The 23,994-nt window shown below is 62.9% G+C and carries 27 protein-coding genes; 14 read left to right on the top strand and 13 right to left on the bottom strand.

Translation table 11 applies throughout. The features are described 5' to 3' along the window. Positions 1-8: 8 nt before the first annotated feature. Positions 9-932 (bottom strand): AraC family transcriptional regulator, encoded by a 924-nt coding sequence (locus SALMUC_RS07680; RefSeq protein ID WP_020038288.1) that lies wholly within the window; start codon positions 930-932, stop codon positions 9-11. A gap of 213 nt (positions 933-1,145) precedes the next feature. Next, on the bottom strand, positions 1,146-2,198 hold the full coding sequence (locus tag SALMUC_RS07675) for an NAD(P)H-dependent flavin oxidoreductase (RefSeq protein WP_020038287.1): 1,053 nt from the start codon (positions 2,196-2,198) through the stop codon (positions 1,146-1,148). 118 nt (positions 2,199-2,316) lie between these two features. On the opposite strand from SALMUC_RS07675, the gene SALMUC_RS07670 reads away from it, so the two are divergent. Together SALMUC_RS07670 and SALMUC_RS07665 are read left to right on the top strand one after the other, a co-directional pair. Then, positions 2,317-3,210, top strand: coding sequence for a LysR substrate-binding domain-containing protein (locus SALMUC_RS07670; RefSeq protein WP_037371535.1), 894 nt, complete (start codon positions 2,317-2,319; stop codon positions 3,208-3,210). Next, the gene (locus tag SALMUC_RS07665; RefSeq protein WP_051155888.1) at positions 3,200-4,363 is read left to right on the top strand and encodes a YbfB/YjiJ family MFS transporter; all 1,164 of its coding nucleotides are present in this window, start codon (positions 3,200-3,202) and stop codon (positions 4,361-4,363) included. Before SALMUC_RS07670 ends, SALMUC_RS07665 begins: the two co-directional genes overlap by 11 nt. 196 nt (positions 4,364-4,559) lie before the next feature. Here SALMUC_RS07665 and SALMUC_RS07660 read toward each other — a convergent pair whose 3' ends face one another. Further along, positions 4,560-5,192: a tyrosine-type recombinase/integrase gene (locus tag SALMUC_RS07660; RefSeq protein ID WP_020038284.1), complete on the bottom strand. Its 633-nt coding sequence runs from the start codon at positions 5,190-5,192 to the stop codon at positions 4,560-4,562. A 217-nt stretch (positions 5,193-5,409) separates the two neighbouring features. Continuing rightward, the gene (locus tag SALMUC_RS07655; RefSeq protein WP_020038283.1) at positions 5,410-6,324 is read right to left on the bottom strand and encodes a LysR family transcriptional regulator; all 915 of its coding nucleotides are present in this window, start codon (positions 6,322-6,324) and stop codon (positions 5,410-5,412) included. Between the two features lie 89 nt (positions 6,325-6,413). Between SALMUC_RS07655 and SALMUC_RS07650 the strand changes: the two genes are divergently transcribed. Then, positions 6,414-7,394 (top strand): aldo/keto reductase, encoded by a 981-nt coding sequence (locus tag SALMUC_RS07650; protein ID WP_020038282.1) that lies wholly within the window; start codon positions 6,414-6,416, stop codon positions 7,392-7,394. Further along, a complete protein-coding gene (locus SALMUC_RS07645; protein ID WP_020038281.1) occupies positions 7,391-7,777 on the top strand; it encodes a carboxymuconolactone decarboxylase family protein in 387 nt (128 codons plus the stop codon). The genes SALMUC_RS07650 and SALMUC_RS07645 overlap by 4 nt, the downstream gene beginning before the upstream one ends. Before the next feature lie 446 nt (positions 7,778-8,223). Here the strand turns inward: SALMUC_RS07645 and SALMUC_RS07640 are convergent, their stop codons facing one another. Beyond that, the gene (locus SALMUC_RS07640; RefSeq protein WP_020038280.1) at positions 8,224-9,147 is read right to left on the bottom strand and encodes a LysR family transcriptional regulator; all 924 of its coding nucleotides are present in this window, start codon (positions 9,145-9,147) and stop codon (positions 8,224-8,226) included. Between the two features lie 90 nt (positions 9,148-9,237). On the opposite strand from SALMUC_RS07640, the gene SALMUC_RS07635 reads away from it, so the two are divergent. From SALMUC_RS07635 to SALMUC_RS07625, 3 genes are all read left to right on the top strand, one after another. Next, the gene (locus SALMUC_RS07635; protein ID WP_020038279.1) at positions 9,238-9,819 is read left to right on the top strand and encodes an NAD(P)H-dependent oxidoreductase; all 582 of its coding nucleotides are present in this window, start codon (positions 9,238-9,240) and stop codon (positions 9,817-9,819) included. After that, on the top strand, positions 9,816-10,235 hold the full coding sequence (locus tag SALMUC_RS07630) for a DUF6220 domain-containing protein (protein WP_020038278.1): 420 nt from the start codon (positions 9,816-9,818) through the stop codon (positions 10,233-10,235). Before SALMUC_RS07635 ends, SALMUC_RS07630 begins: the two co-directional genes overlap by 4 nt. A gap of 199 nt (positions 10,236-10,434) precedes the next feature. Then, on the top strand, positions 10,435-11,067 hold the full coding sequence (locus tag SALMUC_RS07625) for a LysE family translocator (RefSeq protein ID WP_020038277.1): 633 nt from the start codon (positions 10,435-10,437) through the stop codon (positions 11,065-11,067). Positions 11,068-11,504: 437 nt separating this feature from the next. Here the strand turns inward: SALMUC_RS07625 and SALMUC_RS07620 are convergent, their stop codons facing one another. The 5 genes from SALMUC_RS07620 to SALMUC_RS07600 form a co-directional block, all read right to left on the bottom strand. After that, complete coding sequence (locus SALMUC_RS07620; RefSeq protein WP_020038276.1) at positions 11,505-11,972, bottom strand: DUF411 domain-containing protein; 468 nt, start codon at positions 11,970-11,972, stop codon at positions 11,505-11,507. A gap of 12 nt (positions 11,973-11,984) precedes the next feature. Further along, on the bottom strand, positions 11,985-14,273 hold the full coding sequence (locus SALMUC_RS07615) for a heavy metal translocating P-type ATPase (protein WP_021120028.1): 2,289 nt from the start codon (positions 14,271-14,273) through the stop codon (positions 11,985-11,987). Positions 14,274-14,399: 126 nt separating this feature from the next. Then, positions 14,400-15,008 carry an SCO family protein gene (locus SALMUC_RS07610; RefSeq protein WP_020038274.1) on the bottom strand — a complete coding sequence of 203 codons (609 nt, stop codon included), beginning with the start codon at positions 15,006-15,008 and terminating at the stop codon, positions 14,400-14,402. Further along, a complete protein-coding gene (locus SALMUC_RS07605; protein ID WP_020038273.1) occupies positions 15,008-15,463 on the bottom strand; it encodes a copper chaperone PCu(A)C in 456 nt (151 codons plus the stop codon). Before SALMUC_RS07605 ends, SALMUC_RS07610 begins: the two co-directional genes overlap by 1 nt. Before the next feature lie 62 nt (positions 15,464-15,525). After that, on the bottom strand, positions 15,526-16,134 hold the full coding sequence (locus SALMUC_RS07600) for an SCO family protein (protein WP_020038272.1): 609 nt from the start codon (positions 16,132-16,134) through the stop codon (positions 15,526-15,528). Positions 16,135-16,285: 151 nt separating this feature from the next. Between SALMUC_RS07600 and SALMUC_RS07595 the strand changes: the two genes are divergently transcribed. Together SALMUC_RS07595 and SALMUC_RS07590 are read left to right on the top strand one after the other, a co-directional pair. Continuing rightward, a complete protein-coding gene (locus SALMUC_RS07595) occupies positions 16,286-16,714 on the top strand; it encodes a MerR family transcriptional regulator (protein ID WP_020038271.1) in 429 nt (142 codons plus the stop codon). Further along, entirely contained in the window at positions 16,714-17,037 is a 324-nt protein-coding gene (locus SALMUC_RS07590) for a YnfA family protein (protein WP_020038270.1), read from the top strand. The genes SALMUC_RS07595 and SALMUC_RS07590 overlap by 1 nt, the downstream gene beginning before the upstream one ends. A 439-nt stretch (positions 17,038-17,476) precedes the next feature. Here SALMUC_RS07590 and SALMUC_RS07585 read toward each other — a convergent pair whose 3' ends face one another. Continuing rightward, positions 17,477-17,950: a hypothetical protein gene (locus SALMUC_RS07585; protein WP_021120026.1), complete on the bottom strand. Its 474-nt coding sequence runs from the start codon at positions 17,948-17,950 to the stop codon at positions 17,477-17,479. Between the two features lie 128 nt (positions 17,951-18,078). Between SALMUC_RS07585 and SALMUC_RS07580 the strand changes: the two genes are divergently transcribed. Next, positions 18,079-19,206 carry a prolipoprotein diacylglyceryl transferase gene (locus SALMUC_RS07580; RefSeq protein WP_020038268.1) on the top strand — a complete coding sequence of 376 codons (1,128 nt, stop codon included), beginning with the start codon at positions 18,079-18,081 and terminating at the stop codon, positions 19,204-19,206. Positions 19,207-19,273: 67 nt separating this feature from the next. Here SALMUC_RS07580 and SALMUC_RS07575 read toward each other — a convergent pair whose 3' ends face one another. Then, positions 19,274-19,834: a metallophosphoesterase gene (locus tag SALMUC_RS07575; RefSeq protein ID WP_020038267.1), complete on the bottom strand. Its 561-nt coding sequence runs from the start codon at positions 19,832-19,834 to the stop codon at positions 19,274-19,276. An 81-nt stretch (positions 19,835-19,915) separates the two neighbouring features. Here SALMUC_RS07575 and SALMUC_RS07570 point away from each other — a divergent pair, with 81 nt between their 5' ends. From SALMUC_RS07570 to SALMUC_RS07560, 3 genes are all read left to right on the top strand, one after another. Further along, positions 19,916-20,686, top strand: coding sequence for a hypothetical protein (locus SALMUC_RS07570; RefSeq protein WP_020038266.1), 771 nt, complete (start codon positions 19,916-19,918; stop codon positions 20,684-20,686). A gap of 246 nt (positions 20,687-20,932) precedes the next feature. After that, positions 20,933-21,319, top strand: coding sequence for a hypothetical protein (locus SALMUC_RS07565; protein ID WP_156883428.1), 387 nt, complete (start codon positions 20,933-20,935; stop codon positions 21,317-21,319). Between the two features lie 144 nt (positions 21,320-21,463). After that, positions 21,464-22,495, top strand: a complete 1,032-nt coding sequence (locus tag SALMUC_RS07560; RefSeq protein ID WP_020038264.1) for a hypothetical protein — start codon at positions 21,464-21,466, stop codon at positions 22,493-22,495. Positions 22,496-22,498: 3 nt separating this feature from the next. Here SALMUC_RS07560 and SALMUC_RS07555 read toward each other — a convergent pair whose 3' ends face one another. Beyond that, complete coding sequence (locus tag SALMUC_RS07555) at positions 22,499-23,197, bottom strand: thioredoxin domain-containing protein (RefSeq protein ID WP_037371331.1); 699 nt, start codon at positions 23,195-23,197, stop codon at positions 22,499-22,501. A 56-nt stretch (positions 23,198-23,253) separates the two neighbouring features. Between SALMUC_RS07555 and SALMUC_RS07550 the strand changes: the two genes are divergently transcribed. Next, positions 23,254-23,940: a hypothetical protein gene (locus SALMUC_RS07550; protein WP_020038262.1), complete on the top strand. Its 687-nt coding sequence runs from the start codon at positions 23,254-23,256 to the stop codon at positions 23,938-23,940. Positions 23,941-23,994: the final 54 nt, after the last annotated feature.

Raw genomic sequence — 23,994 nt, 5'->3', positions numbered from 1 at the left:
CTTGTATTTTAAGAAAGCTGGCCGCTTTGCCGGGATTTTCGCCATGCTCTGGGGCTCGCACCGTGAAGGTCGCGCCAGGCCTTGCTCAGGTGGGACGGGCTGGAAAAGCCGCATTCGAAGGCGATCTTGATGAGTGAGCGGTCGGTTTCGCCAATCAGATGCGCCGCCTTTTCGAGACGCATGGCGCGCAGGTGCTCGAATACCGAACGGCCGGTCTCAAGCCGGAACGCACGGTTCAAAGTGACATGACTGACGCCGAGACTTCGGGCCAGATCGGACAGGACGATTCGTTCGCCCAATCGTTCAGCCAATATCGAGCGCGCCCGCGCGACAAGCAGCTTCGGGTCCGCGCCGCCCCGAACTTTGGGCGCGTCCTTGTCCAGCTCTTCCAGGGCATGGCCGATCAATGCAAGGCATTGCCCTTCCTTGCGGATCAGGGCGGAGGGCGTGTCCAGCCCATCGAACAATGTGGCAAGGTCGGCCCGTCCGGGAACAGGCAGACCGAGGCGGTGAAAGACGCCGGACCGGGGAAATGCCCGTTGCAGCGCCGAGCGCAGGTGATCCGGAAGCGCCGCCAACGTAAGCGATAGAACGATATTCGCGCAGGCGGTGCCCTTGGGCACGATCCGGCGAAAGGCGGCTTCTCCGGGCCTGATGGCCCATCCCGCCCCGCGCGAGATGACATGTTCTGCGTCCGGCGTCCTGATGGTCATCTCACCCGTCAGGTTGAATGCCAGAAGAAGCTGACCGGGTGGTCGCTGGATATCGTCGTTATGATCCTGATCCGGCGAAAACCGGCTGCGCGCGATGGTCATGCCCTCGCTGATGCAAACCACATCGACCAAAGGCGAGCGTGGCTGGCCGGGCAGCGTCACGGAGGTGCCGCGCCCGGCCTCGCGTGGCCAGAAATGTGTAGGGTTGAATTGGGCCATTATGAAGCACGCATGGTCTATCTATTGAACCTCATACAATGAAATGTTCTTTAGCACCGACATTCGCTGCATCTCGACGAAGGAGCAAGAAGGGTTCCTTGCGGCCGTCCGCCGCTGCCTGCTTCACGGCCGGATCGCGGACTTTGCCGACTCTGGTCGAAGGCCACTGTGACTACTTTCTTAAGGGACGCACTTGTCAGGCCGAGTTTGCGCCTAGTGAGTCGCACTGTGCAGTTCTTGTGTTAGAGCGGCAACCAGCTCGGCGGCAGGCAGCGAGCGGGCGAGCGGGGCCCCCTGGCCGGCCCAGTGGGCCCCAAACCCATGCTCGCCCTTCTCTTTCGCGGCGCGGTGCAGGGCCTTTCCCGCGTCGTAAGCCATCGGATAGGCTGGCGGCCGGCCTGTCAGATGACGACCTTCGGCGCGCGTGAAGCGGCTGTCCAAAGCGCGAGCGGGTCGCCCCGAGATCACGGATGTCAGACGCGTACTGTCGGCCCCCGGCCCGTGCAGCGCCTCTCTGTAGGCCGTATCGGCACTGGATTCCGGACAATCTATGAACGCCGTTCCGAGCTGTGCAGCGGCTGCGCCGAGATCCAACGCGGCCCCGATGCTGGCGCCGTCCATGATGCCGCCTGCGGCGATGATCGGAAGCTCGATCTCGGTAGCCAGCAGGCGCGTCAGCGCGAGAGCGCCAAGGTGCGGATCGGAAACCGTATGGTCGAAAACGCCGCGGTGGCCGCCGGCTTCGATGCCTTGTGCGACAACGCCGTCGATTCCCGCATCAGCGATCGACCGTGCCTCCTCGAGGTTCGTCGCGGTTGCCAGAAGCGTGATCCCGGCGTCATGGAGGGACGTGATCGCCTCGTCGAAGGGCAGGCCGAAGTGGAAACTGACCACTGCCGGGCGCATCTCCAGAAGAAGTTCCAGCATGTCGGGGGCATCATTGAAGCTCTGGTAGATTGTCCGCAGTCTTGTCGGCGGTTCGGCATCGAATTCCGCGAAGAGCGGCCGCAGGGACTCCAGCCAAGCGCGTTCGCACTCAAGATCGGCCTGCGGCGTCGCATGGGTGAAAACGTTGACGTTGAACGGTCGATCGGTGCGCTGACGGGTTTCCGCGATCATCCGGGAGGCCTCTTCCACACCGGAGGCGCCGATGCCGATCGCGCCCAGGCCACCCGCATTCGAGACCGCGGCGGCGAGCTCCGGCGTCGAGACCCCTGCCATCGGCGCCTGGAGGATCGGGAGAGAGATGCCGAGTTTGTCCAGCATGGGAGGTCCTTTCCGTCGATGATCTACGCTCACTTTGTTTCCTCATCAGGAATCATGTTTGACGATCATTATCACATACAGAATGATTTGCGCCAGCCATTTCCGGAAGGAGATCGACATGGATCTTGCAACACTCGCCGTCTTTCGTGCCGTCGTCAGGGAGGAAGGCGTGACCCGCGCGGCCGAACTTCTGGGGCGCGCTCCGTCCAATGTGACCACCCGCATCCAGCAGCTGGAGGCCGAGTTGGGCACCCAACTCTTTCACCGACACCGCAAGCGCATGACCCTGACTGAAGAGGGTCAGACCTTCCTGGACTATGCCGAGCGCATCCTGAACCTGGCCGACGAGGCCCAGCAGCGCCTGGACCCGTCCAGCCCGCGCGGCACGCTTCGGATCGGGTCGATGGAGAGCACCATCGCCAGTCGGCTGGCCGGCCCACTTGCAAGGTTCAGCCGCGATTGGCCTGAGGTGACCCTCGAGCTGACTTCCGCGCCGAGCGGCCCACTTCTGAATGCGCTCCGGGCCCGTCGGATCGACTGCGCCCTGGTTGCCTTTCCCAGTGACGAAGACCCTGCCCAGGCAGACGACCTCGAGCTGCTACCGCTGTTCCGCGAAGAACTCGTGCTGTTGCTGCCCTCGGACCATCCAGAGGTTCAGACTGCGTCGGACCTGCGGCTGCGATCGCTTGCGGCCTTCGCCCCCGGCTGCACTTATCGGAAGCTGTCCGAAGACTGGCTTCTTGCGGAGGGCGGCCCCGCGCCGAAGGTGCAGGAGGTGCCCTCTTACCATGCGATGTTTGGCTGCACCGCCGCCGGTGCCTGCATCAGTATCATGCCGCGGAGCGTCGTGGCCCTCATGGGCCCGCCGGGCGCGGTGCGGGAAATGCCGCTGATGCAGGTCGTGACCTATCTGGCGTGTCGCGCCGGGTTCGACACGGCGGCGTTCAACGCCTTTCGCGAATGCGTAGCCGAGGCAACGAACCTGCATGCGGAGCGCGGTCATGCAAGGTGACCGCGACCTCGCCGCGACCATCGCGGCATCGCTTGTCCTGGTCGTTGGCATGGGGGTCGGACGATTTGCGTTCACGGGCCTCTATCCGCTGATGATCGACGAGGGCCAGCTTTCGGTTTCCGGCGGGTCCTACGCGGCCTCGGCCAACTACGCAGGGTATCTTGTCGGAGCTCTGCTGGCTTCGGTGAGATTGCCCCTGTCAAGCAGGGTCCTCTGCCAACTGGCTGGGGTCGCCACCATGCTCACCCTTGCGGCCCTGGGCTTCGATTTGCCCTCATGGGCTATCATCGCCGTGCGTGGCATCTCCGGTGCGTTCAGCGCGATCGCCATGGTCGCGGCGTCTCACTGGCTCATTCATGACCGGCACCAGCATCACGCGGCGCCCACGCTCTACGCCGGGGTCGGACTTGGCATTCTGATATCGGCAGAGGCGATTGCGCTCGGAAGCGTGGCCGAGCTGGGCAGTCGCACGATCTGGTTTGGCCTGGCAGGGATCTGCGCTGCCCTTCTGGTGTCGGCGCTCGTCATGCAGGCAGGTGACCGGAGGCGCACCCAAATGACACGGCCCGAGCAGGCCCTGTCTGGGCGGCAAGGGACGTCTCTCGGTCCTTGGCGGTTAATCCTCGTCTACGGTCTTGCGGGGCTGGGCTACATCATCACGGCGACCTACCTACCGCTTCTGGTGAAGACGGCGTTCCCGGCGATCGGGCCGGTCCAGGCCTGGGCTCTTTTCGGCCTCGCGGCGGCGCCCTCATGCTTCTTGTGGCACAGATTGCACCTGCGGCTTGGAACCTCGCGGAGTCTCGCCCTCAACTTGAGCTGCCAGGCGCTCGGCGTGGGCCTGCCGCTTTTGCACCTGCCGATCGCCTATCTCGCCAGTGCCGTTTTCGTGGGGGGCACCTTCATGGGCGTCGTGACCATTGCGATGCCGGCCGGGCGCCATCTGGCGCACAGGGTCCGGTTCAACATGCTCGCGATCATGACCGCCTCATATGGCTCCGGGCAGATCATCGGACCATTGATCGCGGACGAACTCTACTCCCTCACTGCTTCCTTCGACATCTCGCTCCTCGTGGCTGCCTTTGCCCTCTTCGCCGGCGCGGCGCTCTCCTGGGAGGTGCGGCATGACACGCCGCAACCGGCAGCTTCTTGAAGGTGCTCTTCACGCCAACCTTACAGCCGCCGGCAACACGTTACTGCATCACATGCAGCGGGCCGGGAAGATCTGGCAGTCGCTCCCATTGCGCGTAGTGCGAAGGTCGTGAAAGGGTTCTGAGCCAGCGTTGGTGGGTCCGCTGCGGCGCGTCCGGTCACGGATGGCGAACGGCATTCGCTGTTCGCCGAGATTATCAGATGTCGACCGACTCGGCGATGCTCAGGGCATCCTCAAGTTCGACGCCCAGATACCGGACTGTGCTATCCACCTTCGTGTGACCAAGCAGGAGCTGGACCGCGCGAAGATTGCCTGTTTTGCGGTAGATCTGCGCCGCCTTGGTGCGCCTCAGCGAGTGCGTGCCGTAGCCGCTCGGCTCGAGACCGATCGCCGTCACCCACTCCCGAGCGAGCCGCGCGTACTGCTGCGTCGAGATGTGCGGTCTGTCGTGAAACCGGCTCGGGAACAGGAAGGCGCAGCCGATCATCTCGGGCCGCGCCACCCAAGCCGAGATCGACGCACGAGTGTTTTCCGTGACTTCGAACTGAACGGGGCGCTGGGTCTTGCTCTGGATGACGGAGACGCGTTCGCGAACGCAGCCGCCGACGACGAGATCGGCGACCTTGAGCCTGACGAGGTCACAGCCGCGCAGCTTGCTGTCGATGGCCAGGTTGAACAGCGCCAGGTCGCGCAGGTTTCCCGCGAGTTCGAGGCGCGCGCGGATCGCCCAAACCTGCTTCGGCAACAGCGGGCGTTTCTGACCGACGAGCCTACCGCGGTTCCAGGGGCACCGCTTCGGCTGGGTGACGGGGAGCTGGATCTTGGACATGAGACTTCCTCCATCCGTCCCTCCCGGCCCAGGCGTCGACATCGCGTGACCCCGCGATAGTAAGCGAGATCGCGAACGACCGGTGACGAAGCTTATCGCCAGCGCTCCGACGCCGCGCTGCCGCAGGTCGGCTCCGAGCCCTCTTTCCCGGATGCTGCTATTGGAATGAACGGCCGCTTCCCGAATTTCGTCCGATCACGGCAGCCTGACCTCATAATTATGCGTCGGTCCGAGATGTGCGAGCCACGCCAAGAGCATCCCGTTGTTCCGACACGAGCTCGCGCAGGAAGTTCGCGACAGCCTGCACCCGGCGGGAAAACACCAGATCGGTTTGCGTCACGAGCCAGATCGGCTGGTCGATGCCGAGATCAGCGTCAAGGCAGACCAGTTGGCGCGGCTGCGCCAGCAGATGCGGCAAGACGGCGAGGCCCAATCCCGCGGCGCAGCCGGTCACTTGAGCTGCAAGCGAGGTGGTCACGACCGCCGGTGCCCGACCGCGAAGGGCGCGCTCGATCCACTGTGCGGCGGGAAGGTGGCCGTACCCCTCGGCCCAAGCGATGAACTCGTCGCGCTCAAGGTCGATTTCAGAACCTCCGACGCGGCCTTTCATGTACGACTGCGCGCCATAAAGGCCGTATCCAAGCGTTCCCACACGCTGCACCGAGACATGCCCGCGGTCGGGCTTGGTCATTCGCAGCGCGATGTCCGCGTCACGGCGGTGCAGGTTCACAGTGGCGATGTCGGTCGCAATCTCGAGCGTCAGCCGCGGATGGGCGCGGCGCAAGCGCGGCAACGCAGGCAATATCAGCGCGGTTGCGAGGTTCTCGGCCGTGGCAAGGCGAACGGTTCCCGACACCTCCGGCTCTTCCGGCAGCCCCGATCCGAAGGCCCGCGCCGCGGCTTCCATCTCCTCGGCGCGTTCGACCAGAGCCGCGCCGTCTTCGGTCAGTCGGTAGCCCGTGTGGTGCCGCAGAAAGAGCGGGCGTCCGAGACACGCTTCCAGGCGTTCGATCCGCCGCGAAACGGTCGCCAGCCCGATGGAGAGCGCCGAGGCCGCGCCGCTGAGCGAGCCCGACCGGGCGACGGCGAGGAACACGGGGACGTCGTCCCAAATAATGCCTTGTCTTTCCATTATCGGAATCCTGTTTGCCGTTCACGGCCATTCACCGGCGCGTTCGGAAATGCCACCTCCCTGTCGATCGCACAAGACAGGAGAGAAACATGGAACGACGGACACTCGGCACCGACCTCTCGGTCTCGGCGCTCGGCCTTGGCTGCATGGGGATGAGCGAGTTCTACGGGCCGCGCGACGATGACAGCTCCCTGCGCGTCCTGCACGAGGCGGCGGACCTTGGGATCGACTTTCTCGACACCGCGGACATGTACGGTCCGCACCACAACGAAGAGCTGATCGGTCGTTTCCTGCGCGAGACGTCGACCCCCATGAAGGTCGCGACGAAGTTCGGCATCGTCCGCGCGGCGGGCGAGTACCGGCGCAGTTTGGACAACGGGCCGGACTATGCGCGGCAGGCCTGCGAGGGCTCGCTACGACGTCTCGGCGTCGAGCGGATTGACCTCTACTACGTTCACCGGGTCGAGCAGGATCGACCCATCGAGGAGACGATGGAGGGCCTCTCGCACCTCGTGAACGAGGGCAAGATCGCGCGGGTCGGTCTCTGCGAGGTCAGCGCCGAAACACTTAGGCGCGCCCATGCCGTGCATCCGGTGACAGCGGTGCAGACCGAATACTCCCTTTGGTCCCGCGGACCAGAAGAAGAGGTCCTGCCCACGTGCCAAGAGCTTGGCATCGGATTCGTACCATATTCCCCGCTCGGTCGTGGCTTCCTCACAGGGCGCTTCCAGGACGGACAATTCGAGGAAGGCGACTTCCGTGCCTCGCTGCCTCGGTTCCAGGATGATGCGGCACAGGCAAACCGTCGGATCGCCGATCTCGTCGCAGGGATGGCGAAGCGGAAGGGCTGCACACCCGCGCAGTTGGCGCTCGCCTGGCTTCTCGCGCAGGGAAAGAACATCGTCCCGATCCCCGGTACGAAACAGTCGAAGTACCTGCACGACAACGTAGGAGCGGCGGAGGTTGCGCTCTCGGACACCGATCTCGCCGACATCGACGCCGGCCTCGCCGAGCGCCCGGTCTCGGGTGCCCGCTACACTGCGGAAGGCATGAAGGGAGTGGACGCATGAGCACCGCATCCAATCGCCTGACCCGTGCCCTTTCCCTTCTCGACGACCTTGAACCGGGAGCGCCGCAACGGGTGAAGGCCAACCTTGACACGTTCCATGCGGACACTGCGGAACTCGTCCTCGGATACGCGTTCGCGGATGTCGTCGGCCGTGACGGGATCGACCTCAAGACGCGCGAAATGATGACCGTCGCCATGCTCGCGGCCATGGGCACCGCGCAGGGGCAACTTGAGTTCCACATGCGCGCGGCGATGAATACCGGTGTGAACCGCGAGGAAATCGTCGAGATCGTTTTGCAAGTCTCCGTCTATGCCGGTGTACCTGCCTGCATGAACGCGATCACGGCAGCCAAGAAGGCGTTTGAAGCCGCCGAGAAAGGGTGACCGGAGATCCACATCGCTGTCATTCGTGGATTATGCAGCGAACGGCAGTTTGGTCCCGCATAGTGTGAGTTCGTCTCGGCATCGATCTCGCGGTCGCAGCGAACGGCCGGTCTGGCGAAAGCCGCGTTGCAGAAGGCGTCCCTCGCGCGAAGGCCGGTCAGGGCCGTGAGCGACGTCGCGCGAGGGGCGGCCAGACGCTCGGCCCTGCAGCGCTGCGAAGGTCGGGAACGAGCCCGTAATGATCGCGGCGCAAGGGATAGAATTGCGCGTGTAGCGATGCAGGCCTCGACATGGTCAGCCCGAACCGGACTCCGGGGAGGCACATCACGGCCGCAGCCACGCTTCCCTGAAGCGGTCTGTCTTTCTGGCAAAGTCCTTTAGTGCGGACAGGGTGCGTCACTCCCAGCACCTGAGGCAATGGCGTGAGCCGCTATGAGCCGGGCCGATCATGCGTAGGTGATGGTCTCGCTGGTTTCTTCGGCCAGGACCGCCCGGACGATCCCGGCCACATGGCCTATTCCCGGGTCATCCGTATTCCTGTCATGCCACGCGAGATGAAGCGGAAAGCTGGCGACTTCGAGCGGAGGGGGAAGCCCGACGAGGTCGCTCCCGCTGCGCGCCTCGAACGACTTGCGGGGCAGCATGGCGAACAGATCGGTCGTGGCGAGGATCTCGGGGACGAGTTGAAACGAGGGGACCACGAGGCCGACCTGACGAGAAAGGCCGATAGCCCGTAGGCTAACATCGAGCGGCGTATGGCGTTCGCCCCGGCCCGACACCACGATGTGTGGCCACGCCAACCAGCTTTTGAGATCGAAGCTTTCGGCCGCAGGGTGTTCACGGCGCATTGCGACGACGTAATCCGCCTCGAACAGCGTCTCCGTCTTGATGTGATCGCCCCGCCGGTCGAAGAGCGCGAGGCCAAGTTCGGTCTCGCCATTCGTCAGTTCGCGCGCGACGATGTCCAGACCCAACCACGGCTTGAAGACAATCGAGATGTTGGGTGCCGTTCGGCCCAGCTTCTCGATCAGAGGCCGCGCCAGGAGGGCCGTCGGCGCATCGGCCGCGCTGATCCGCACGACCTGTACCAACTCCGACAGCCTGGGCGCGGGCGGGTCGAGAAGATGTCTTACTTGGACCAGCACGTCACGGATCGGTCCGCGCAGCATCTCGGCCTTGGGCGTCAGCTTCATCTCGCCCCGCCCCCGCTCGAGGAGAGGGTCGTCGAACAATGCGCGACAGCGTTGGAGCGCACTTGAAACGGCCGGCTGGGAAAGGTTCAGCCGCTGGGCGGCACGGCTCACGTGCGCTTCGTCCAGCAGCGCATCCAGGATCACGAGAAGGTTGAGGTCGACAGTCCGCAAATTCATGATGCGAATAATAGACTATATCTTATATCTCTTGGAGTAATTTATTGCGGGACGCCATCTTGGGTTCATCGTCAACCCAAGGAGGCAGATATGTCCCGCACTCTCATCCTTCTGTTTCATCGAGACATCGCTCAGTCGTACGCAAACCTTGCCCTGCGCGACCGCGCCGCCACAGTCCCCGGAGTCAAGGTCGTCGACATGCAGAGCCTCTACCCGGGCGGCGTGATCGACATGTTCACCGATGCCGGCGCCGAGGCGCAGCGCCTTCTGTCGGCGGATCGGATCGTCCTGCAATTCCCGGTCCAGTGGTACTCGACGCCCGCGCTTCTCAAGGCGTGGCAGGACAGCGTCCTGACCCGCATGTTCTACGTGTTCGCCGAGGACGAAGGCGACCGGCTGGCGGGGACGCCGCTGATGGTCGCGGCCACCGCGGGGAACATAGCCGGCGCCTATGGGCGGGGCGGGGCGAACCGCTTCACGATCGACGAGATCTTCACCCCGCTCATGGCCACCGCCCATCGCTGCGGCCTGCCGTGGCACGCCCCCTACATCACGTTCAGCGCGGACAAGCTGAGCGAGGCCGAGCTGGCAGACGCTGCCGAGGGCTATGCAGGTGCGCTAGACGCGTTCATCGAGGCCACTCCGGCAACGCTCGGACAAGAGGTGGCATGAGCATGACCGCGAGCAACCACGACGCCTTCAGGGATCTTTCGTCCGGGACGCCTGCGCCCTTTTCCCTCGCCGCCCGCAGCTTGCCGGTCGTTCTGGGCCTGCAATTTCTGCTGGCCGGCCAGGCTCTCTACGGTGGGATCGGCTGGGGCGCGCATGCCACCGTTGGCGGGCTCGTCTCACTACCCGTTTTGGCGCTTGCCGGATACGCGGTCCTCGTGCCGTGGCTGCGGGGCTTCGCATGGTGGGCCGGTGCCCTCCTTGTGCTGTATCTTGGGCAGGTCGCTCTGGCCGCCAACGGTGGGGCGGCGCTTGCCCTTCACCCGTTCAACGCCGCGCTGCTGCTCACCGCATCGCTCGTTCTGCTGTTCAAAGTCGAGCGGCGCAACGCCCGATGTCGCGACACCAAAGCCTCTTAGCCGCGGCAGGGCTGAGACAAGCATTTCGGCGGAGGGTCGTTTTGGGCCGGGAGCATGGGGGACCGGCTGGCCGCCGTTCTCCCACCGCTGCGCAGCCGCAAGTCGGCTCCGAGCCCGTTTTGCGCAAGATCCGGCTCGAATAGACGTTCGCCGAACAAAAATCGCCTCAGGCGACCATTCAACGATCAGGAGACAGTTAATGCCAATTGATCTGGGAACCTTGGCGGCCTTCTCGTTAGGCATGCTCGCGGTGTTTCTCGCCCCGGGCGTGGATATTGCTCACATGGCCTCCAAGGGCATGAGGCACGGAGTCCGAGGCGGAGTCGTGGCAGGGCTTGGAATAGCGATCGGTGTGGCCGTCCAGGCAGTCGCGGCCGCCTTGGCGGGCACGCTTCTCTTCAAGGCCTCGCCAGTCATATTCACAGTCGTAAAGTGGGCGGGTGTCGCCTATCTAATCTGGCTGGAGATCAACGTTCTCAAACAGCACGACGAGACGACGAGCGTTTCGGGTGAAAGAGAATGGTCCGTCCTACGAACGCTGGCCAAAGGTGCCGCAATCAACCTGCTCAATCCGAAAATCGCCCTATTCTTCGTAGCGTTCCTCCAGTTCGTCTCGCCAACCCAAGGCAGTATGACATTTCAACTTGCGTTGCTTGGGGGGATATTAGCGGCGGCTTCGGTGGTATGGTGCAGTTTGGTAGGCGCCACTTTCGGCGGCCTGGGAAATCGATTTGGCCGGTCGCCGACGGTTCAGAGATGGCAACGTCGAGTGACAGGAACGGCATTCGTCGGATTTGCGACGGCGCTCGGATTTAGCGATCTCAAGCGGTAGAAAGGTCCGCTTCGTCCGGACAGCCGAGGTCTGGCCGCCCGAAATGCTGCGGTCTGTAATCAATGGCGGCTTCGGGAAAGCTGCGGTGCGGCGTCTAATCTCACGGCCATGGTCGGCTCTGGGCCGGGAGCGACGGCCGCCGCAGCCTGCCAGGCACACGACCTGCTGCGTCGCCGCATGAGCGCTCCGAGCCCCTTACTAACCACGACCGAGCAAATGACATTCGCAGTTGCAGCGAGGCGCTCCTCGCCGCGACTGGCCCAGTCCGGCCGTTCAGCGATGGCCTGACGCTGCGGCGCGGCTTCACCGGACCCGCCATTCGAACCAGTGTGCAGCGTATCTTTGGGGCCAAAGTCAGTAGCACGGACTTTCCGAGCCTTCGCTGCGACTGCGTAGTGTGGAATATGCGCAGTGGCCTGAAGGCTATCCTCGGGCCCTCAGGCAGCCTTGTAGCTTGAGAAGATCTCCGTGCTGCCGTCTTTCCGGATCAGGAACACATCGTAAGCTTCCCGCTCATCCTCTGGACCCATGCCTGGTGATCCGTAAGGCATGCCGGGCACGGCGAGACCGACGGCATCGGGGCGCTCGGAAAGCAGTCTTCGAATGTCGGGCGTCGGCACGTGTCCCTCAATCATGTAGCCCTCGATCTCGCCGGTATGACAGGAGGTCATGTTCTGGGGGATGCCGTTCTCAAGCTTGTGCCGGATCAGGAGGGTCCCGAAGCTGCGCTCGGTGGTGACGGTGAAGCCGTCCTCCTTCAGGATCTCGATCCAGGCGGTGCAGCACCCGCAGTTCGGATCTTTCAGGACGTGGATCGCGGGAGAGCTTTGGGTCAGACCTGTGGTCGGCGCTGTCGCGGTGAAGCACACGGCGGAGGCCATCATGGCGCGGCGGGTGAGGATCATCGGTGTCTCCTTTCAGGTCGTTGCGGCTGCGTGATCGGGGCGTGCCTCCTCGGCGGTCGGACCGACGCGTTCCGTGGGTTCAGCCGTTTCGGTGGGCCGGAAGAACAGCAGCCGGAGGGCGTTCATAGTGACCAGCACCGTGGCGCCGGTATCCGCGAGGATCGCGATCCACAGGCCGGTGATTCCGAGCACGGTCGTCACGAGGAAGACCGCCTTGAGTCCGAGCGCAATCGCGATGTTCTGGCGGATGTTCGACATGGTGGCCCGAGCGAGGCGGACCTTGCCTGCCACATCGGTCACGCGGTTGCGCAGGATCGCCGCGTCGGCCGTCTCGAGCGCGACATCGGTGCCCGAGCCCATGGCAACGCCGACATGCGCGGCGGCGAGCGCGGGCGCGTCGTTGATCCCGTCGCCGATCATCATCACCCGTGCGTCCGCCGTCAGGTCGCGGATCGCCGTAACCTTGTCTTCCGGCATTAGCTCCGAGCGATGCTCGATCCCGAGCCCGTCTGCGATAGCCTGCGCCGTGCGCGGGTTGTCCCCGGTCAGCATGACCGAAGAGATGCCGAGGCCCCGCAACTGCGCGACGGCTTCCGCCGCATCGGCGCGCGGCTCGTCCCGCAGCGCGATGAGGCCTTGGGGCACGTCATCGCGCAACACGATGACCACGGTCTTGCCGTCGGCTTCCAGCGCCGCCACGCGGCTCCGCAGGTCGTCCGCGAGCGCGCCGCGCTCCTCCGCCAGCCGCGGAGAGCCGACGCAGACCGTCACGTCGTCGATGGAGGCCTCAGCCCCCTTGCCGGGGAGCGCGCGGCCCCCCGTGGCTGCCGCCGCACCCACGCCCCGCCGCTCGGCCTCCGCGCAGATCGCCTGTCCGAGAGGGTGGCTCGCGCCGCTCTCAACGCCGGCCGCAAGGGCCAGAAGGTCGTCTTCGCTCCCGCTCAGCAACGCTACGTCCGTCACGCGGGGCCTGCCATGCGTGAGCGTTCCGGTCTTGTCGAACGCGACATGGGTGGTGCGCGCCGCCGGCTCGATCACTGCGCCGCCCTTCATCAGCAGGCCGTTGCGCGCGCCGGTGGACAGTGCCGAGGTGATCGACGCGGGCACCGAGATCACCAGCGCGCAGGGGCACCCGATCAGCAACAGTGCCAGCGCGCGATAGATCCATTCGCCCCAGGCCAGCCCGAAGGCCAGCGGAGGTATGACGGCGACAAGGACAGCGGCGCCGACCACGGCGGGCATGTAGACCCGGCTGAACCGGTCGATGAAGCGCTCGGTCGGGGCGCGGGCGCTCTCGGCCTCTTCCACGAGGCGGACGATGCGGGCGATGGTGTTGTCCTCGGCCGCCTTCGTGACCCGCACGCGCAGCAGCGCCTCAGCGTTGATCGAGCCAGCGAAGACCTCCTCGCCGGGCTCCTTGAGGCTCGGGACACTCTCGCCGGTCACCGGGCTCTCGTCGACGCCCGAGGTGCCCTCGATCACCTCGCCGTCGCAGGGCACGCGATCGCCGGGGCGCACCTGCACGATCTGGCCAACCTGGAGTTTCTCTGCCGCGACTTCACGCGTCTTGCTGCCCACTTCGAGCCGCGCGGTCTTCGGCACGAGCTTCGAGAGCGCCCGGATGCTGTCACGTGCCTTGCCGGCCGAGACGCCTTCCAGGAGTTCACCAACGGCGAAGAGGAAGACGACCAGCGCCGCTTCCTCCGGCTCGCCGATCACCAGCGCGCCGCCGGCAGCGATGGTCATCAGCATCTCGATGGTGAAGGGCATGCCAGCCCGCGTCATGGAGAAGGCACGCTTTGCAACGGGCACGATCCCGACGAGGGTTGCCAGGACGAAGACCCAATGGACAATCTCGGCCGGGAGGACGAGGCGGGACGCCCAGGCCGCGGCAAGCAATGCGCCGGTGCCGATCACCAGTCGGCCCTTGGAGGATTTCATCCACGAGCTTGGCGCCTCTTCGGCTGACTCGTCGCCATTCTCCGGCTCGCTGTCGGTCTCCGAGCCCTCAGCAGCATCTGGAAAGGCCCCATCCGGCAGGACGAATCCGCCCTTGGGCTTCTCCGGCCGTGCGCCCTTGGGCGCGATGCCGAAGCCGACGCCGCGCACGGCTTTCTCGATGCGCTCGGGCGGTGTCTGTGTCTCATCGAGCGTCAGTCGCAGCCGCTCGGCCATGAGCGCGACATCGACATCCTCGACGCCAGGCAGGCGCTCGACCGCGCCGCGCACCTTGGCGGCGCATGACCCGCAATCCATGCCTGTCACGCGCCATTCGCGTTCTCCTGCGCTCCCGTCCGCCATGATGGCTCTCCGTCGTGATTCTTCGATCGGAACTCGATATACGACCTACAGCAACTGTAGGTTCAAGGGCGAATGACAATTTCTCCAAGACCAGACGATATCCGAGCGTCAGCTGGAGCCACGGCACTACGCCTCCATCGCGCGCCGTATCTTGGGGAGCGCAAACTCGCGCGACTCGTGGTAGTCGATGATGGTCACATGGCGCCCATCGGCGCCGAACAGGAAAACGCCTGACGTGTGGTTCATCGTGTAACCGCCTCCCTCCAGGGGGACCTTCTCGTAACGCACCCGGAAGTCCTCGGTCGCTCGGTCGATCTCCGATGTCCTCCCTGTCCATCCCCTGATGGACGGGTGGAAATAGCCGACATATTCCGAAAGAGCCTCGACGGTGTCGCGCTCCGGGTCGACCGTGATGAGAACGACGTTCAGGTCTTTCGCATCCTCGTCGAGCCCGTCGAGCCAGGTCGAGATGTCGGCCAACGTCGTGGGGCAGACCTCCGGACAGTAGGTGAACCCGAAGAAGACGAGCGAGGCGCGCCCCAGAAGGCTCTGCGGACCAACCGATTTTCCTTCGTGATCCGTGAGCCGGAAAGACATCTCGGTCAGCGGCAGCGGACGCTTCCCGACCGGCGCGTCCGCGCCGGGACCGTCCACCTGCCACCATCCAATCCCCAGCGTGGCAGCTATCGCGCCGGTGCCGGCCGCGCCATATAGCAGGAAGCTCCGCCTGCGCATCAGTCCTGCGGACCCCGCGCCGCGATACCACGGATCGGCACCTCGAGTTCGATCTCTTCTCCATCGGAGAATTCGAGCGTCAGGGAGAAGCTTTCCCCCTCGATCATGGGGCGCTGGAGCTGCATCAGCATCGCATGCAGCCCGCCCGGCTCCAGGGCGACTGTCTCTCCCGCCGGAATGTCGATGGTCCCGGCCGGCGCCATCGATGTGACGTTCTCCTCGTTGGTCGTGCTTCGATGGATCTCAGCCATCGCAGCCAGGTCGGTCGAAAGGCCGGTCAAGCTCGCTGCATCCTCTCCGGTATTGTGAATGGTCATGTAAGCCGCCCCAGGCCGGCTGGTGCCGATGGAGGCACGCGACCATGCGTTCTCAACGGTGATGTCGTCCGAGCCGGCAAAGAGTGGCGCAGGCATCAGGAAGGCCGCCACGGCGGCGAAGGGAACGAGGTTCTTCATGGTATATCCTTTCATGTTGGGCCGCACGGACCTTGGAAACAGTGGCGAAGCAGGCCCTTGGTTCAGCTGCTATCGGCGGCGATCCGCGGCTCCATGTCTGCCGTGATCTCGGAAGGCGGGGTGCCGTAGCTGAAGAGGCGAACCAGCTCGTTCTGCGGGTTGAATAGGAAGAGCTGAGACGTGTGGCCCATGGAATAGCCATTCGGTGCCTGCGGCTCGTCCACCTTCTCGTAGTAGACCTTGAAGGTCTTGGCAGTGCTTTCGATCTGCGCAGGCGTTCCGGTCAGGCCAAGGAACGACGGGTGGAACTGAGGCACGTAGTCCGCAAGCGCCTGGACATCATCGCGTTCCGGATCGACGGTAATGAACACAGGCTGAACCTGGCTGGCCTGCGGTCCCAAATTGTCCATCACCTGGGCAACATCAGCGAGCGTCGTGGGGCAAATGTCCGGGCAATGGGTGAAGCCGAAGAAGATCAGGCTCCACGTCCCGCGAAGATCCTCTTCGGTGCGAACCATGCCGTCGTGACCGGTGAGCTCGAAATCGGCGACGATGGCCGGTTCGCTCTCAGCCGTCGGAGTGGAGGTCGTGCGTTGCCACAACACCGCGCTGCCAAGAACCAGGATGCCGATGCCGCACAACAGCCATACCAATTTCCGAACTCGAGCCATTCGCAGGACCCCTCTTTGCCTCGTCAGACGGCGGAGAGATACAAGCTACAGCAGGTAGAGGTTCAAGGCGTTTCTCCGGGGGAGGCCGTGACCTATTGTCCTGTTCTTCACCCTTCTCTACAGCAGCTATAGGTATCTGCGGAGGTCGACAATGCTCACCATCGGCACGCTGGCCAAGCGAACCGGCACCAAGGTTCAGACAATCCGCTATTACGAGCAGATCGGCCTCATGCCGGAGCCCGGCCGGAGCGAGGGCGGCCAGCGCCGCTACAGAGATGCTGATCTCGATCGCCTTGCGTTCATCCGGCACTCGCGGCAGCTCGGCTTTTCGTTGGAGGCGATCCGGGAACTTCTGGACCTTTCCGACAGCCCTGAACGATCCTGTGCTCAGGTCGACGCGGTCGCACAAAAACAGCTCCGCGAGGTCGAGGATCGTATCGCCCGGCTCGAGGCGCTTCGGGTCGAACTGCAACGAATGCTCAGCGAGTGCAGTGCCGACCGGGTCGCTGACTGCCGCATCCTCGAGGTGCTGCGCGACCACGAGGAATGCCTTGCGGACCACGGCCGGCCCGCCACCTGATGCCAGCCGCGGTCATCTATCCGCTCGCCGCTTTGGCCGAGATCGCCGGTTGCTTTGCAGTCTGGGCCTGGTGGCGCGGTGCCTCGAGCCTTTGGCTACTACCGGGAATTGCGAGCCTTGCTCTGTTCGGTTGGTTGCTCGCGCAGGTCGATACCGACTTCGCCGGCCGGGCTTTTGCTGCCTACGGCGGCGTCTACATCGCAGCCTCACTCGTCTGGATGTGGGGTGCGGAAGGGCAGCAGCCGGACCTCTGGGATCTCTCGGGGGCAGGCCTGTGCCTAATCGGGGCCGCAGTGATCCTTGCCGCGCCGCGCGCCGGATGACTGAGGCTCAGAGCGGCCAAGGGACGACATAGAAATTCTCGCGTTTCGGAGAAGAATTGTAGGTCTGCTATTTCAACTCGCGTCGCGCCGGCTCGCAGGTGCGGCGAAGGTCGGCTCTCGCCCTTCAAGTCGGACGCCTATGCAAATGCAGCGTGAAGTGAGCAACCGCAGCGAACGGCAGAAAGGTCCCGCGGTGCGGTCGCTGCTCCTGAGGATTTCGCTACGCGGCGCACGAACGACCGGATTCAGAGCTGCGGTGCGGCATGAAGATCTACCGTACGTCAACAGAGGTTCTTCTGCGAGCGTGCTCAGCGAGAATTTAACACTTCCGCAATGGGCTCGGAGCGGACATTGCGCTCCGAGCCCTTAGGCCCGTTTGCAACACGAATTGCAAAGGGCCGGCCAATCGGCGTCCTTCTCGCAAGCTTGGCGGTTTACCTCAATCGCACTCGTTGGCGAAGGCCCGTGATGCCGTCATGCCGTAGAGGCTGTATTCGTCGAAGACGTAGGTGCCGTCGGGCTTCGTCCACTTCACCTCGAGCTCGCGGCCGGCCTTCATTTGCTGGACGGCCTTCTCTTCGAGCTCCTCGGTTTTCAGGAACCCCGTGCCCTTGTAGACGAGCAGCTGGAACGGGAGCTCTTCATCGATCCTGATCGTGCCCTCGATGTTGGCTTCTTCACCGAAACCGGAGACGACGGCGATTTCGTCTTCGACGCCTTCCTCGAACCGGTTCGAGACCGTGACGTAGCGGTCGCCGCCCGGGCGTTCCGCCTCCGGGAAGGTGATGGCAAAACAGACGTCATCCGCCTTGTGCCCTTCCCAGGCTTCGTTGATTTCGGCGTCCGCGGCGATGGCCGGGGCGCCCAGGACCGCCACGAGGACAGCCACTCCGGAAAATAGGTGTTTCTTCATCAAGACCTCCAAAACTCTGCCCAGGATGACATGAAAGAGTTTATCAGGGATAAATCACCGAAAAATTTGTTACTTGCGCCTCACTGCAGAACCTGAACAATAATTCTTGAAATTGAAGAGAGACCCTTATGGCCGACAAGACTCCAGAACGCACCGACCACAGCGCTGTTCAGGTGAAATCCGTCCGGTATGGAAAGACGGCAGCCAAGGATTCCAGGCCGCCGGTGTTCTATGCCTTCCTCGAGGGCGAGGCGAACGGTGAGAAAATCGACATGATCGCTTACAACGCGACGGCGCTGTCCACCGTGGAGGTGCTGCGCGATCTTATCGGCGACACGATCCAGACGCCGCACCCGGGCTCGCTCCGTGATGGCAGCTACTTCAAGGGCGATGTCGACGGCGCCGATATCACGTTCGACTTCAAGGACTGCACCCGCAAGGAGCGCGACGGGCAGGTCATCCACAGCTTCAAGGATTTTGCCCCGGGCTACGCGAATACAGTCGGCTCCGTGAAACTCGAGCATGCCCGTCAGCAGTATCTCGAAGCCCTTCAGGCTGCGTACCAGGGCAAGACGCTTTCCCAGGAGATCGATCTGTCCGGCGACGAACACACGGACACGGCCGAGGTCGAGCCCGACGTTGCGGATATGCAGGAAAACTCATCTCCCGACCCGGAGGTGACCGGAGAAACGCCTGTGGCGGATGCCTCGGCTCCGGACGAAACAGAAGCGTCGAAGCCGTCGGCAGAAACCGATACCGATCCGTCAGCTGATGCCGCCGAGAGTGGACCCGAGCAAGATACGCCCGCGGAGACCGTGGATGATGCGGCGGACGTCGACGCTCCGGCGGCATCCGAGTCCGCCGATGACCCGTCATTTGGCGGCGAGGAGGACAGCAAGGAAGACTACCAGTCCCGCGATGCCGAGATGGAAGCCTCCGCCGAAGCCGACGCGCAGGACGCCGCGGAGGCGGAGCAGGACGCGCCGAAGAAGGGCGGCCGCCTCGGGCGTCGTCGTGCGGCACGGAAAGCACCGGAAAAGGCCCAGGAGACGACCTCCAAGCCGGTCGACGAGCCATCCGAGAACACCTCGGAAGAAACTCAGGAGACCCCTGCAGAGCCTTCGGAGGTACCGGCGACATCCGAGCCAAAGGAAGACACACCGGCGCCCGCAGCGTCCAAGCCGGCAGGTCGCCCTCGTCCGAAGCTCGGTCGCCTGGGCGCACGGCGTGCGGCGTCCTCGGCGCCAACCCCCTGAGACCTGTCTTCCAGACTATTCGCGTGCGGGAGCCGGCCTCGAGAAAGGGCCGGTTCCCTTCATTTTGTCAGCCCTGTGGTTCCGACACCTGGTTCCGGCGACGCAGGGCGTTCATCGCATCATGCAGCAGAACTGGCCGGAAATCGTTCACTTCCACGCAGGTATTGAAATAGCGGGGGTCGGGGACCGGGCCGTCTTCCGTCTCCATTGTCACGGGACGTTCGTGAGTATGGGCATGGATGTTGCCCAGACACCATGTCGGCAACGATCCCGGGTGCAACGGGCGGTGACTGATGATGAACTGGTCGACCTTCTTCTCGGGCAGGATTCTTTGAAAATATTGAAGATAGTCTTGCATTGGGTGACTGTCGTGATTCCCCATGATAAGGATCAACTTGCCATTCAATGCTTCAAGTCTTTTCAGACCCCATCGAGCCATGGCCACGTCGCCGTTCACATAGACCGTGTCCTTTGACGATATGGTTTCTTGCCAGCGTTGGCGGATGTACTCGTCGCCATCATCCGCATTGTCCGCGTAGGGCCTAATGAGGTTCCCATCGTCGTCCTTGAATGAATAGATATTGTGGTGCCCGAAGTGCGGGCATCCGATGACCCAGGTTTTTGTCATGTATTGCTCTCCTTACCTCGATCCGGTGAGGCTTTGTTCCTTTCTATTCCGGGGAAACATGTAGTTCAAGGAGGGCCACTCATGCTTAACAACGTTTCCATTCTGATCGACGGAACACACAGGATGCACATTGGCGACATGGGAATGACCGCCGACCAGGTTCTTTCGACGGTCTCATCCATTGGAGAGCCCGTGGCCGGCATCGAAGGTACGGACGAGAACGGCGAACGCATGACCTGGACGGAGGCCACTGGATGGCAGGTCGGACAGGACACCGACCGCAGTCTCGTGGCCGGTGATTTTCAGGATCGACGCGTTCTGTGCCAGGACAGTGAAATGGCCGGCTTCCTTGGGTATGGACGCGTTTTCGCAATGGTCGGGACCGGTACCAGCGACGACGACCGCATTGTCTGCGTCTTCCCGACACTTCAGGGCGCCGAGATTGAAAGCGAGCTCGCCCTCGATGCCGTCACGCTGCTGAGCGACCGGATCGAGATGACGGTGGAAACCCCTGGGCAAAATGACGTTGTCTTGGATGTCACCGATGACGTGCTCCGAATGGAAGACGAGGACATCCTGAAAATCATGGACGGTCCAGTCGACAGCTTGCCCGGCCCCCTGCGCCAGGCAGCGCTCGTGGACGAGTCCACCAATTCACAAGATCAAGCCAGGGCCCGGATCGTGGACTCTGTCTGCGACTATTTCGGTGTGACACCCGTTGCGGCCGGACCGGATGGGACCCGTCGCGTTTCCGAGAGCGCGTTCACGGATGCCCTGGAAAACACGCGGCAGTGTCGTCTTCTTCGAGACATGGAACTCGCTCACACCCGGACTGCCGACCTCATGCAATGAGCGTCAGCATGCAAATCATTGGATATGCATGCTGGACGTCGCTGCACATCATATAATGTTCATGCCTTGGCAGCTGGCCGAGAGGCCAGTCAAAAAATTCAGGCCTGCCAGATCTCCAGGTTACGGAGGCTCTCGAACGCTTGGTGAGCAAGCTCCTGCCGATAGGCGGAAGCAATGGCTCGCGAAGATCTCCACTCGGCGGTATGGTTTCCCGGATTCTGAAATGACACCGTCGGAGTGAGTATCATGGAGTTGAGGAGATCCTGTTTTTTCGTTGCGCTTTCGGTTGTGTTGCCGGCATTCGCAATCGCCGGTGACACAACGGCAACGCCAGATTGGTTTCCCGCTCCGCTCACGCTTCCCGAGGATGCCGAGGTGGTGACATCCCGGGAGATCGGGTCGACGATGCGCGTCTTCCGGTTCGCGACGGAACATGAGCCGAGCGGCATCCTGGAGGATTGGCGGGAAGATCTGGTGCAAGCCGGTTTCTCCGTGCGCGAACCAGGAACCGAGTTGGAGGTCCGCCAGATCTTCTTCTCCGGGCACGGAATCAACAATGGACAGATTTCCGTTCCGCAGCGCGCCGAGCAGAACCGCACGATCATCGAGTTCGACGCAACGCTCGGGAACTGAAACGGTTTCGCTTCTCTTCCGCAACTGCGCGGGACAAGACCAGTGCATCGTTCGACCTCGAATTCGGCGTCCATCGGACAAGCATCCTTAACTTCACACTACAATTTTCAGGATTCATGGTGACCATGAGGCTCTGGAACCAGCATGCGTGTCCTATCGGCGATCCTGATTTTTCTGATGACCGCGCAGGCGGCCTGGTCGGCCTGCGCACTTCCCGAGGCAATTGACGGGAACCTGGTTCTTGGCCAGGAACTCGACCGTGCCCCATCCTCGTCTATCGGGCGCATGCAGCTGTCTCATCCACTGGACCCGGAGATCAAGGTCCGCCTTGAAGCCCGCGCTGGGCGAGCCCTGTCATCGATGGATAGGGCACATCTCCGGAAAGTGCTTCAGCTTGAGGTACGTGAGCAGATCAAGACCGTCCGCCAACAGCCCTCGGATGTCGTCTTCCATGGTGGACCCGAATATGGCTGGACCGGCACATGGCGATACGACGGACGCCGGCAACAGGTCTCCCGGGTCTGGGTTTCCAGGAACTGTCGCCTGACGGCGGTTGTCGACACCCCTGCCCGTTACGCGGGAAGCGCCGTTGCCGAGCGGATCACGGAGGCCATCACGTCGGTCGTCGAAATTTCCATGGAAGGCAACGGATACCCCCGGCCGATGCGAGAGACCTGGCGTCCGTCCGGCATGGACTCAGTCCTGGCCATGGCTATCGGCATTGGACTCGTCTTTCTCGGGATCGGGGTCTTGCACGCGACACGGTTTCACGCGTTCACCTACCTGTCCCTCTACGAGAAGACGCTTGCCGGTCTTCTGCTCGTGGTCCCGTCCGGATGGGTGGCAATCCGCACCACCGGGCTGATCATTGATCGCGCGTCCCTCGAGCAACTGGAGATCGCACTCCTCAACATGGGCGTATTCGTCGGGGGGATTGCCTGGTTCCTGTGGTGCTATCGTCGGCAGGCCGTCTATTCACTCTCGATGCAAGGCGCCCTGATCATTGTCCACGCTGGGTACCTCTACAAGGGCTGGATCTACGACACCTTTGCCGGCAAGGTTGCCCTGACAGGACACGTTGCCGCGCTGATCGGCCTTCTGATCCTCTTTCGGCATGCCCGTACCCGACAGAAGTTCGAGAAGGGCGCCCGTGCTTTTCTTGCGAGGCTCGATTGACGCCTATTGGCCGCGAGATTTCAGGATCTCTTCTCCCTTCGCGCTGCGGATGGCGCTGACAAGGTCCTCGGCCCCGGCGAACCCCTGGTAGAGGGCATCATTGACGATGAAAACCGGCAGGTCCCGGGCTTCCAAAGATTTCAGGATCTCCGAGTTCACAACCAGGGAAGAGGTCCACTCCTCGTAGCGGTCCAAGCGTGCCTCGAGCACTTCAATGTGCCCTTCACGATCCGCGATGTCGCGCATGAAGACCCTGGAATCGAGCTCCTGTTCGGTGTCGACAGCTGCCATGGATCCGAAGTGGAAGAGTTCGAACATCTTGGGATCGATCCCGTAGAGAACGGTCTCGACCACGGCATGGAAGTAGGATTCCTCGGTCAGCCCCACTGGATGGAAGGTCACGTCGATGTCTTCACCGCGGCGCAGGAGCGTGAACAGGGCACGTGATGCATCGACACAGGGCGCACAATCGTGGCTGTAGAAGTACTCTATGGTCACATCCGCATCCGGGTTTCCCGCGCGTGGAAAGATCGGGAATCCTGGGTCATCGTTTCGGCCGGTCAGATCCTTCATGCTCTCAGAGGTACCAAAGAAGTCATCCGGCAAGGGGGCGTCCGGGGTCTGGGACGACGGTTGGGCAGTCACCTGCCCGGCTGACAAGAGCCCCATCAGCACCAGGGCGGTCTTTGACGGAAAGATCATGGTTTCGAAAACTCTTCTGCATAGTTCATCCATAATTGTACAACGCGGGTCCTTTCATGAAATTTTATCGGCTTATCTTGACCACCGCAGTCCTGACGACGCTGGGGACCTTCGCATCCGCAAGGGATGCGAGATGTGTCGATGTCTTCCAGGGACATCGGTCGTATCCTCAGGCCGATGTCCGCCTGGTCCCGGTTACCACGGACGTTGTCTATGATAGTTCATTGGAGCGGGGTCAGCTTGCGGAACTTTCGGACGGTCGCATTGCCCGTCACCCGGACACGATGGTCAATGGATTGACGGTGGCGAACCTGACATCGGAAATCCGGGGAAATTTCAGGATGGCCAGGATGGGCGACGGAACCACCTGCGTCTGGCCTTCGGATCTCGAGGTCTCGTTGGGATATGACAGCATCACGGTCTACATCGCGCGCGAGTTCCGTCCGAATACCTGTCGGTACGACGTCACGATGGAGCACGAAAATACGCATGTCGACATTAACCGGCGTGTCCTGAATTCTCATGCTGCCTCCATCCGGGAGTCGATTTTCCGCAGTGTGCGACGTCGCTTCCCCCGCAGCTACACCGGCTCAACATCCGTTGTTTCCCGGGCGATCCGGACACTGAAGGATGACATCACCCCGCGTATCCAAGCCATGGTCCGGGAGCGCGAGGCACAACATGGGGAGCTGGACTCCCCGGAATCCTACGCGTATTGGCAGTCTCTTTGCGACCGCTGGTGACCGATCTATTCTTGAGTCGGTTGCGATATTCGTTTATCTTTTCAGATAGGAATA

It is taken from the genome of Salipiger mucosus DSM 16094, from assembly GCF_000442255.1.
GTDB classification, from domain to species: Bacteria; Pseudomonadota; Alphaproteobacteria; order Rhodobacterales; family Rhodobacteraceae; genus Salipiger; species Salipiger mucosus.
Note: the sequence above shows the minus strand (reverse complement) of the source record. Positions and strands in the feature narration are given on the sequence as shown.

Bases quoted from the DNA above. Each gene is read 5' to 3' on its own strand.
- SALMUC_RS07680 (WP_020038288.1), bottom strand. From the start codon at position 932: ATGGCCCAATTCAACCCTACACATTTCTGGCCACGCGAGGCCGGGCGC.
- SALMUC_RS07675 (WP_020038287.1), bottom strand. From the start codon at position 2,198: ATGCTGGACAAACTCGGCATCTCTCTCCCGATCCTCCAGGCGCCGATG.
- SALMUC_RS07670 (WP_037371535.1), top strand. From the start codon at position 2,317: ATGGATCTTGCAACACTCGCCGTCTTTCGTGCCGTCGTCAGGGAGGAA.
- SALMUC_RS07665 (WP_051155888.1), top strand. From the start codon at position 3,200: ATGCAAGGTGACCGCGACCTCGCCGCGACCATCGCGGCATCGCTTGTC.
- SALMUC_RS07660 (WP_020038284.1), bottom strand. From the start codon at position 5,192: ATGTCCAAGATCCAGCTCCCCGTCACCCAGCCGAAGCGGTGCCCCTGG.
- SALMUC_RS07655 (WP_020038283.1), bottom strand. From the start codon at position 6,324: ATGGAAAGACAAGGCATTATTTGGGACGACGTCCCCGTGTTCCTCGCC.
- SALMUC_RS07650 (WP_020038282.1), top strand. From the start codon at position 6,414: ATGGAACGACGGACACTCGGCACCGACCTCTCGGTCTCGGCGCTCGGC.
- SALMUC_RS07645 (WP_020038281.1), top strand. From the start codon at position 7,391: ATGAGCACCGCATCCAATCGCCTGACCCGTGCCCTTTCCCTTCTCGAC.
- SALMUC_RS07640 (WP_020038280.1), bottom strand. From the start codon at position 9,147: ATGAATTTGCGGACTGTCGACCTCAACCTTCTCGTGATCCTGGATGCG.
- SALMUC_RS07635 (WP_020038279.1), top strand. From the start codon at position 9,238: ATGTCCCGCACTCTCATCCTTCTGTTTCATCGAGACATCGCTCAGTCG.
- SALMUC_RS07630 (WP_020038278.1), top strand. From the start codon at position 9,816: ATGAGCATGACCGCGAGCAACCACGACGCCTTCAGGGATCTTTCGTCC.
- SALMUC_RS07625 (WP_020038277.1), top strand. From the start codon at position 10,435: ATGCCAATTGATCTGGGAACCTTGGCGGCCTTCTCGTTAGGCATGCTC.
- SALMUC_RS07620 (WP_020038276.1), bottom strand. From the start codon at position 11,972: ATGATCCTCACCCGCCGCGCCATGATGGCCTCCGCCGTGTGCTTCACC.
- SALMUC_RS07615 (WP_021120028.1), bottom strand. From the start codon at position 14,273: ATGGCGGACGGGAGCGCAGGAGAACGCGAATGGCGCGTGACAGGCATG.
- SALMUC_RS07610 (WP_020038274.1), bottom strand. From the start codon at position 15,008: ATGCGCAGGCGGAGCTTCCTGCTATATGGCGCGGCCGGCACCGGCGCG.
- SALMUC_RS07605 (WP_020038273.1), bottom strand. From the start codon at position 15,463: ATGAAGAACCTCGTTCCCTTCGCCGCCGTGGCGGCCTTCCTGATGCCT.
- SALMUC_RS07600 (WP_020038272.1), bottom strand. From the start codon at position 16,134: ATGGCTCGAGTTCGGAAATTGGTATGGCTGTTGTGCGGCATCGGCATC.
- SALMUC_RS07595 (WP_020038271.1), top strand. From the start codon at position 16,286: ATGCTCACCATCGGCACGCTGGCCAAGCGAACCGGCACCAAGGTTCAG.
- SALMUC_RS07590 (WP_020038270.1), top strand. From the start codon at position 16,714: ATGCCAGCCGCGGTCATCTATCCGCTCGCCGCTTTGGCCGAGATCGCC.
- SALMUC_RS07585 (WP_021120026.1), bottom strand. From the start codon at position 17,950: ATGAAGAAACACCTATTTTCCGGAGTGGCTGTCCTCGTGGCGGTCCTG.
- SALMUC_RS07580 (WP_020038268.1), top strand. From the start codon at position 18,079: ATGGCCGACAAGACTCCAGAACGCACCGACCACAGCGCTGTTCAGGTG.
- SALMUC_RS07575 (WP_020038267.1), bottom strand. From the start codon at position 19,834: ATGACAAAAACCTGGGTCATCGGATGCCCGCACTTCGGGCACCACAAT.
- SALMUC_RS07570 (WP_020038266.1), top strand. From the start codon at position 19,916: ATGCTTAACAACGTTTCCATTCTGATCGACGGAACACACAGGATGCAC.
- SALMUC_RS07565 (WP_156883428.1), top strand. From the start codon at position 20,933: ATGGAGTTGAGGAGATCCTGTTTTTTCGTTGCGCTTTCGGTTGTGTTG.
- SALMUC_RS07560 (WP_020038264.1), top strand. From the start codon at position 21,464: ATGCGTGTCCTATCGGCGATCCTGATTTTTCTGATGACCGCGCAGGCG.
- SALMUC_RS07555 (WP_037371331.1), bottom strand. From the start codon at position 23,197: ATGATCTTTCCGTCAAAGACCGCCCTGGTGCTGATGGGGCTCTTGTCA.
- SALMUC_RS07550 (WP_020038262.1), top strand. From the start codon at position 23,254: ATGAAATTTTATCGGCTTATCTTGACCACCGCAGTCCTGACGACGCTG.